This is a genomic window from Mesorhizobium sp. M7A.F.Ca.CA.004.12.1.1 (assembly GCF_003997835.1).
In the GTDB taxonomy this organism is placed as follows: Bacteria; Pseudomonadota; Alphaproteobacteria; order Rhizobiales; family Rhizobiaceae; genus Mesorhizobium.
This window is the reverse complement of sequence record NZ_RZRK01000307.1, coordinates 1-6,700: the sequence shown is the minus strand read 5'-3', so window position 1 is coordinate 6,700 and position 6,700 is coordinate 1. Positions and strand designations below refer to the sequence as shown.

Sequence of the window (6,700 nt, the reverse complement as noted above, 5' to 3'; positions counted from 1 at the left end):
GCATCCTGCTGGTCATCGGCAGCGGGCTGACCATCGTGTCGCTGGATCAGCGTCGCCGCCGGCTGGCCGTCGTGGCGTAACCTTGGCACCCAGGCAGGTGCTCACGAGGCGTTGCCGGGCCGAAAAAGATCGTCTAATCGGCGAAGCAACGTTCGATCGACGACGACATGATCAATCAGCCAGCGGAGTTCCCCGTGACCGATTTTGACCAAAACAACAACTCCGACGCCGAGCACAAAGCCGCTATCCGCAAGTCGCTTGTCGGCTGGGCGGTGTTCATCGCCGGAACGCTGATCTTTTTCGTCGCCGCCGATGCAGTGCTGATGCCATAGACGAGCCGCTGCACGTACCGGCCTGAAGCCGGTCTTGCCTTCAGAAACTCGAAACCTCAGACGATCGGCAGGCGCCTAAAGCGTCCGCCTTGCGCTGAACTGATGGTAGGCCCACAGAACGACCACCGCGCCGATGACGGCAACGATCAGGCTGTAGATGTTGAGGCCGGTGACGCCTGACGCGCCGAAGGCACTGAAGATCAGACCGCCGACAATGGCGCCGACGATGCCAAGCACGATGTCCATGATGACACCCTGGCCGGTCTTGTTGACGATCTTGCTGCCTATGAAGCCGGCGACCACGCCGAGAATGATCCAGCTGATGATACCCATTTTTTCCTCTCCATCCCCTCGCCAGCCGAACATTTTCATAGGATTGTCAAAACCTCAAGCCAGCTTGAAATTCCGCCCGAATGCTTCATTGTTGAGGAGGGGTCGGGCCTTGGTCGCTATGGAGGATCCACTATGGGACTTTTTGACAATGCCGTTCCCGGCGGCAACATCACCAAACCCCTGATGATCGCGCTCGGCGCATTGCTGGTCGGCAAGATGCTGAGCGGCAGAAGTGCCGAAGCGCCAGAACAGTCTCCCGCGCCCGCTCCGACCGCCCCCGTTCCCGTCCCTACGGAAACCACATCCGCCGATGGTGGCCTGGCTGGCGGCTTGGGCGGCCTGCTCGACAAGCTCAGAAATGCCGGCCACGGCAATGCCGCCGACTCCTGGGTCGGCACCGGGCAGAACCAGCCGATCAACGCCAACGATCTTGGCGCCGCGATCGGACCGCAGATCATTCGCGAGATCGCGCAACGGACCGGGCTGGACGAGCAGGAACTGCTCAAGCAACTGTCCACCGCCCTGCCCGGCATCGTCGACAGACTGACGCCGAACGGCCAGGTGCCGCAGCAGCACCAGGTCGCCACCGCGTTCAACAGCTGACGCGGCAGCCACGACAATTGGAGCGCTGCGCCTCGTGCGCAGTGTTTCGGTTTGCCGGTGATGGGATGAGTGTCTGGAGCGGGTAGCGGGAATCGAACCCGCATATTCAGCTTGGAAGGCTGCTGCTCTACCACTGAGCTATACCCGCGCCTTACCTGAAGTACCGGATTCATCCGAAAAGCGCCATGCACTTTTCGGTCCGATTCTTGTCGCGTTTCAGGGCTTCCGGGCCGGCAGTGGTGGAGAGGGTTGGATTCGAACCAACGTAAGCTAAGCTAACGGATTTACAGTCCGTCCCCTTTAACCACTCGGGCACCTCTCCAGTCTGCCGCCGGAGCCATGCAACGAGGCATTCACGCCGATCCGGACCCGAGTTATGTGTTCTCCGAAACCAGCGCAGCGCCTTATGGCGGCAAGCCCATTGGGTGTCAACCGCGCAACCATGGTTTTTCGTTTCTGTTCGCCGGCTGTGACGGCGGGCCATATCCTTGGCCGGAGGACACCGCTATAGAAGCCAGCCATGAGCGATAAAACCAACACTCCCAAAGACACCCATTACGCCAAGCTGCGCCGCGCCTATCGCGACGAGAAAAGCGGCGGCGCGCCGGCGTTCCGGCCCCGACAGCCGGTTCCGCCGGGCGAAAATGCCGCGGACGGGCTGGTGAGGCTCTACGGCCTGCACACGGTGCGCGCCGCACTCGACAATCCGCGCCGCAAGATCAGGAAGATGCTGGTGACGCGCAATGCGGCCGAGCGCCTCGAAATAGCCGATCTCGCCGCCCTGCCCTTCAAGATCGAACTGGTCGAACCCAGGGACATCGACAAGATCACCGGGTCGGACGCCGTGCATCAGGGTGTGCTGATCGAGGCCGAGCCGCTGAAAGCCAAGCGGCTCGATGCGCTTGGTGACGCGAAGCTGGTGCTGGTGCTCGACCAGATCACCGACCCGCACAATGTCGGCGCCATCCTGCGCTCCGCGGTCGCCTTCGGCGCCGGCGCGCTGATCACCACAGCCCGCCACAGCCCGCAGGAATCGGGCGTGCTGGCGAAATCCGCCTCCGGCGCGCTGGAGCACATCGACCAGATCGAGGTGAAGAACCTCGCCGACGCGCTCGGCCAGCTGCACGAGGCGGGCTTTCGCACCATCGGGCTTGATTCGGACGCGCCGGCCGAACTCGAAAAGAGCTTTGCCGGAGAAAAGATCGCCCTGGTGCTGGGCGCCGAAGGCAAGGGCCTGCGCCAGAAGACCCGCGAGACGGTGACGACGCTGGCGCGGCTCGACATGCCCGGCGCCATCCATTCGCTCAACGTGTCGAATGCCGCGGCGATCAGCCTTTACGTGGCGAGGAAGTTTTTAGCGAGTAGCGAATAGCGAATAGCGAATAGCGAAAGTCGAATCCCGGCTATTCGTGGCTGCAATCCCTAATCCCTAATCCCTATTCCCCATTCGCTATTCGCTATTCGCTCCTTCCCCACCTCATGCCCCGCCATCCGCTCCAGCGCCCTGACCAGCGCCGAATGATCTTCCTTGGCGCCGCCATTGGCCGCGCAGGAATTGAACAGCTGCTGAGTCGTCGAGGTGTTGGGCAAGGAAACGCCGAGCGCCTTCGCGCCCTCCAGCGCGAGGTTCAGATCCTTCTGGTGCAGTTCGATCCGAAAACCCGGCGCGAAGGTGCGCTTGACCATGCGCTCGCCATGCACTTCCAAAATGCGCGAAGCCGCCAGCCCGCCCATCAGCGCCTGCCTGACCTTGGCCGGATCGGCGCCGGCTTTCGAAGCAAAAACAAGCGCTTCGGCGACAGCTTCAATGGTCAGCGCGACGACGATCTGGTTGGCCACCTTGGTGGTCTGGCCAACCCCGTTCGGCCCGACCAGGGTAATGTTCTTGCCCATCTTCTCGAACACGGGCCTGGCGCGCTCGAACGGGTTTTCCTCGCCGCCGACCATGATGGTCAGCGACGCCGCCTTGGCGCCGACCTCGCCGCCCGAGACCGGTGCGTCGAGATAGTCGCAGCCGAGATCGTTGATCTTCTTCGCGAACACCTTGGTCTCGATCGGCGAGATCGAGCTCATGTCGATGACCAGCTTGCCCTTGGCCAGGCCGGACGCGACGCCGTTGTCGCCGAACAGCACATCGGCGACCTGCGGCGTGTCGGGCACCATCAGGATGATGATGTCGGCGGCCTTGGCCACGGCGGCATGGCCGGTGACGGTCTTCAGGCCCTTGGTGACGAGATCGGTGGAGGGTTTCGATCGATGATCGCTGGTGATGACATGATAGCCCGCGTCCAGCAGATGCCCCGCCATCGGCGCGCCCATGATGCCAAGGCCGATGAAACCGATGGTTTCCATTTGTTTTCTCCGTCTTTTGTTAGGTCGCGTTCTGTCACGCCCCCCTCTGTCCTGCCGGACATCTCCCCCACCAGGGGGAGATTGGACATCACCACTGCCTTGGCCAATTGTTGAAGCTGCCAAAGTTGCGAGCCGACGCCGAAGCTGCCGATCTCCCCACCCGTGGGGGAGATGGCCGGCAGGCCAGAGGGGGGCGCGAAGGAACGCGACTTCTATTGCGATCGCCGCTAAGCCGCAGCGCTTCCCTGCCCGCTCAAATCCCGAAACCACCCCAACCCAGCTTCCGTCCCGGCCTTCGGCTTGTATTCCGCCCCGACCCATCCGGCATAACCAATGCGGTCGATATGCTCGTACAGGAAGGGAAAATTGATCTCGCCCGTCCCCGGCTCGTGACGGCCGGGATTGTCCGCAAGCTGGATATGCGCGATGCGGTCAAGGTTTGCCTCGATGGTACGGGCGAGATCCCCCTCCATGATCTGCATGTGATAGATGTCGTATTGCAGGAACAGGTTTTTCGAGCCGACGCGATCGATCAGCGCTAGCGCCTGGTCGGAGTAGTTGAGGAAGAAGCCCGGAATATCGCGCGTGTTGATCGGCTCGATCAGCAGCCTGATGCCGGCCTGCTCCAGCTTTTCCGCCGCGAAGGCGAGGTTTTCGGCAAAGACATCCTCCAGCACCTTGCGGTCGGCGGCGGCCGGCGCGATGCCGGCCAGGCAATTGACCTGCTCACAGCCGAGCGCCTGCGCGTAGGTGATCGCCTTGGCGACGCCTTGGCGGAATTCCGGCACGCGGTCCGGCAGCACGGCAATACCGCGTTCGCCCTTGCCCCAGTCGCCCGCCGGCAGGTTGAACAGCACCTGGGTCAGACCGTTCTTCTTCAACCGGGCGGCGACGACATCGGGCGCATGGTCATAGGGGCCGATATATTCGACGCCCTTGAAGCCGGCGCGGGCGGCGGCATCGAAACGATCGAGGAACTCATGCTCGCCAAAGAGCATCGACAGATTGGCTGAAAAACGCGGCATTCTTTTTCTCCTAATCCAACATCACGATCGCCGTCGGCGCATCCTCGTGGCTTTCGGCAAGCTCCTCGAATTCGGTGATCTTGTCGATCTCGGTGCCCATGGAGATGTTGGTGACGCGTTCGAGGATGAATTCAAGCACGACCGGAACCCGGTGCTCTTTCATCAGCCGCTGCGCCTCCTTGAAGGCTCCGGCGAACTCTTCCGGCTTGCGCACCCTGACCGCCTTGCAGCCCATCGCTTCGGCGACGGCAACATGGTCGACGCCATAGCCTGCCTCGGGATCGCCTGCCCGGTTGATGTTCTCGAAGGCAAGGTCGACCTCGAAGTCCATCGAAAACCCACGCTGCGCCTGCCGGATCAGGCCGAGATAGGCGTTGTTCACGACGACATGCAGATAGGGCAATTTGTGCTGTGCGCCGACCGCCAGTTCCTCGATCATGAACTGGAAATCATAGTCGCCCGACAGCGCCACGATGGTGCGGTCGGGATCGGCGGCGCGCACGCCAAGGGCTGCCGGCAAGGTCCAGCCAAGCGGGCCGGCCTGGCCGCAATTGATCCAGTTGCGCGGCTTGTAGACATGCAGGAACTGCGCGCCGGCGATCTGCGACAGGCCGATCGTGGTGACATAGGTGACGTCGCGGCCGAACGCCTTGTTCATCTCCTCATAGACACGCTGCGGCTTCAGCGGCACCTGGTCGAAATGCGTCTTGCGCTTCATCGTCTTCTTGCGGGCCTGGCATTCCTTCGCCCAGCCGGACCAGTCGCGCAGTCTGCCTGATGTCTTCCATTCAGTGGCGACGTCGAGCAGCATCTTCAGCGCCGCGCCCGCATCCGAAACGACACCGAGATCCGGCGCGAAGACACGGCCGATCTGCGTCGGCTCGATGTCGACATGGATGAACTTTTTGCCCTTGGTGTAGACATCGACGGAGCCGGTGTGGCGGTTGGCCCAGCGGTTGCCTATGCCGAAGACGAAGTCGGCTTCCAGCATCGTCGCATTGCCATAGCGGTGCGAGGTCTGCAGCCCGCACATGCCGGCCATCAGCCGGTGGTCGTCGGGGATAGCGCCCCAGCCCATCAAGGTCGGGATGACCGGCACGCCCGAAATCTCGGCGAATTCGATCAGCAGGTCCGACGCATCGGCGTTGATGATGCCGCCGCCGGCGACGATCAGCGGCTTTTCGGCCGCGTTGAGCATGGTCAACGCCTTTTCGGCCTGGGCGCGCGTCATCGCCGGCTTGAACGGCGTCAACGGCTCATAGGCATCGATGTCGAATTCGATTTCGGCCAGTTGCACATCGACAGGCAGGTCGATCAGCACCGGGCCCGGCCGCGACGAGCGCATCAGGTGAAACGCCTTCTGCAGCGCCATGGGGACGAGATAGGGCTCCATGACGGTGACCGCCCATTTGGCGACCGGCGCGGCAATGGCTGATATGTCGACGGCCTGGAAATCCTCCTTGTTCAGCCGCGCCCGCGGCGCCTGCCCGGTGATGCACAGGATCGGAATGGAATCCGCGGCAGCCGAATAGAGCCCTGTGATCATGTCGGTGCCGGCCGGACCCGAAGTGCCGATGCACAGGCCGATATTGCCTGCCTTGGCGCGGGTAAAACCTTCCGCCATGTGCGAGGCGCCCTCGACGTGACGGGCTAGCACGTGGCGGATCGTTCCCCTCGCCTTCAGCGCCGAATAGAACGGATTGATCGCCGCGCCCGGCACGCCGAAAGCGCAGGAAATGCCTTCCTTTTCAAGAACGAGAACCGCGGCATCGACAGCGCGCATCCTGGCCATTTTCCAGCCCTCCACGGGGTTTGTCATTGTTGGATTGGCCAAGGATGTCAGCACGCCGGGTATTTTTCAATTTTTTCAGAATATTTTTTCATTTCTAGAAAACGGCATTATCATTCTGATGTTATTTGGTTTTCTGTTTTCCAAGAACTCGGGTAGCGATCGTAGTGAAAAACTTTTTCATTGCGCATTTTGCGAAACGACCGAGAATGGCGGCATGGAACCGGCCGAAAAACGGCAGCGCGGCCGGCCGCGCGCTTTCAACT

Annotated in this window: 7 protein-coding genes, 2 tRNA genes and 1 pseudogene; 4 read left to right on the top strand and 6 right to left on the bottom strand. The window is 61.9% G+C overall.

Annotated features, from left to right (window positions below; translation table 11 throughout):
• Nucleotides 1-194: 194 nt before the first annotated feature.
• Nucleotides 195-332 (top strand): hypothetical protein, encoded by a 138-nt coding sequence (locus EN984_RS37740; RefSeq protein WP_164749104.1) that lies wholly within the window; start codon nucleotides 195-197, stop codon nucleotides 330-332.
• Between the two features lie 75 nt (nucleotides 333-407).
• Here the strand turns inward: EN984_RS37740 and EN984_RS17380 are convergent, their stop codons facing one another.
• The gene (locus EN984_RS17380; RefSeq protein ID WP_013531402.1) at nucleotides 408-665 is read right to left on the bottom strand and encodes a GlsB/YeaQ/YmgE family stress response membrane protein; all 258 of its coding nucleotides are present in this window, start codon (nucleotides 663-665) and stop codon (nucleotides 408-410) included.
• 132 nt (nucleotides 666-797) lie between these two features.
• On the opposite strand from EN984_RS17380, the gene EN984_RS17375 reads away from it, so the two are divergent.
• The gene (locus tag EN984_RS17375) at nucleotides 798-1,268 is read left to right on the top strand and encodes a YidB family protein (RefSeq protein WP_127268141.1); all 471 of its coding nucleotides are present in this window, start codon (nucleotides 798-800) and stop codon (nucleotides 1,266-1,268) included.
• Between the two features lie 74 nt (nucleotides 1,269-1,342).
• On the opposite strand, the gene EN984_RS17370 is transcribed toward EN984_RS17375, so the two are convergent.
• Nucleotides 1,343-1,416 (bottom strand) — tRNA-Gly (locus tag EN984_RS17370).
• A gap of 89 nt (nucleotides 1,417-1,505) precedes the next feature.
• A tRNA-Tyr gene (locus EN984_RS17365) sits at nucleotides 1,506-1,590 on the bottom strand.
• Between the two features lie 198 nt (nucleotides 1,591-1,788).
• Here EN984_RS17365 and rlmB point away from each other — a divergent pair.
• Nucleotides 1,789-2,640, top strand: a complete 852-nt coding sequence (gene rlmB / locus EN984_RS17360) for a 23S rRNA (guanosine(2251)-2'-O)-methyltransferase RlmB (protein ID WP_127273424.1) — start codon at nucleotides 1,789-1,791, stop codon at nucleotides 2,638-2,640.
• A gap of 50 nt (nucleotides 2,641-2,690) precedes the next feature.
• Here the strand turns inward: rlmB and EN984_RS17355 are convergent, their stop codons facing one another.
• The 3 genes from EN984_RS17355 to gcl are packed head-to-tail and all read right to left on the bottom strand — an operon-like array spanning nucleotide 2,691 to nucleotide 6,437.
• The gene (locus tag EN984_RS17355) at nucleotides 2,691-3,941 is read right to left on the bottom strand and encodes a 2-hydroxy-3-oxopropionate reductase (RefSeq protein ID WP_256755017.1); all 1,251 of its coding nucleotides are present in this window, start codon (nucleotides 3,939-3,941) and stop codon (nucleotides 2,691-2,693) included.
• Nucleotides 3,848-4,645, bottom strand: coding sequence for a hydroxypyruvate isomerase (hyi, locus tag EN984_RS17345; protein WP_127273670.1), 798 nt, complete (start codon nucleotides 4,643-4,645; stop codon nucleotides 3,848-3,850). Before hyi ends, EN984_RS17355 begins: the two co-directional genes overlap by 94 nt.
• Nucleotides 4,646-4,655: 10 nt before the next feature.
• Entirely contained in the window at nucleotides 4,656-6,437 is a 1,782-nt protein-coding gene (gene gcl / locus EN984_RS17340) for a glyoxylate carboligase (RefSeq protein ID WP_127272421.1), read from the bottom strand.
• Between gcl and EN984_RS38220 the strand changes: the two are divergent.
• A pseudogene (locus EN984_RS38220) lies at nucleotides 6,346-6,700 on the top strand (hypothetical protein); the annotation flags it as partial. The gene gcl and the pseudogene EN984_RS38220 sit on opposite strands and share 92 nt — an antisense overlap.

Coding starts and splice junctions, on each gene's coding strand:
- rlmB (WP_127273424.1), top strand. CDS start 1,789: ATGAGCGATAAAACCAACACTCCCAAAGACACCCATTACGCCAAGCTG.
- EN984_RS17375 (WP_127268141.1), top strand. CDS start 798: ATGGGACTTTTTGACAATGCCGTTCCCGGCGGCAACATCACCAAACCC.
- hyi (WP_127273670.1), bottom strand. CDS start 4,645: ATGCCGCGTTTTTCAGCCAATCTGTCGATGCTCTTTGGCGAGCATGAG.
- gcl (WP_127272421.1), bottom strand. CDS start 6,437: ATGGCCAGGATGCGCGCTGTCGATGCCGCGGTTCTCGTTCTTGAAAAG.
- EN984_RS17355 (WP_256755017.1), bottom strand. CDS start 3,941: ATGGGTCGGGGCGGAATACAAGCCGAAGGCCGGGACGGAAGCTGGGTT.
- EN984_RS17380 (WP_013531402.1), bottom strand. CDS start 665: ATGGGTATCATCAGCTGGATCATTCTCGGCGTGGTCGCCGGCTTCATA.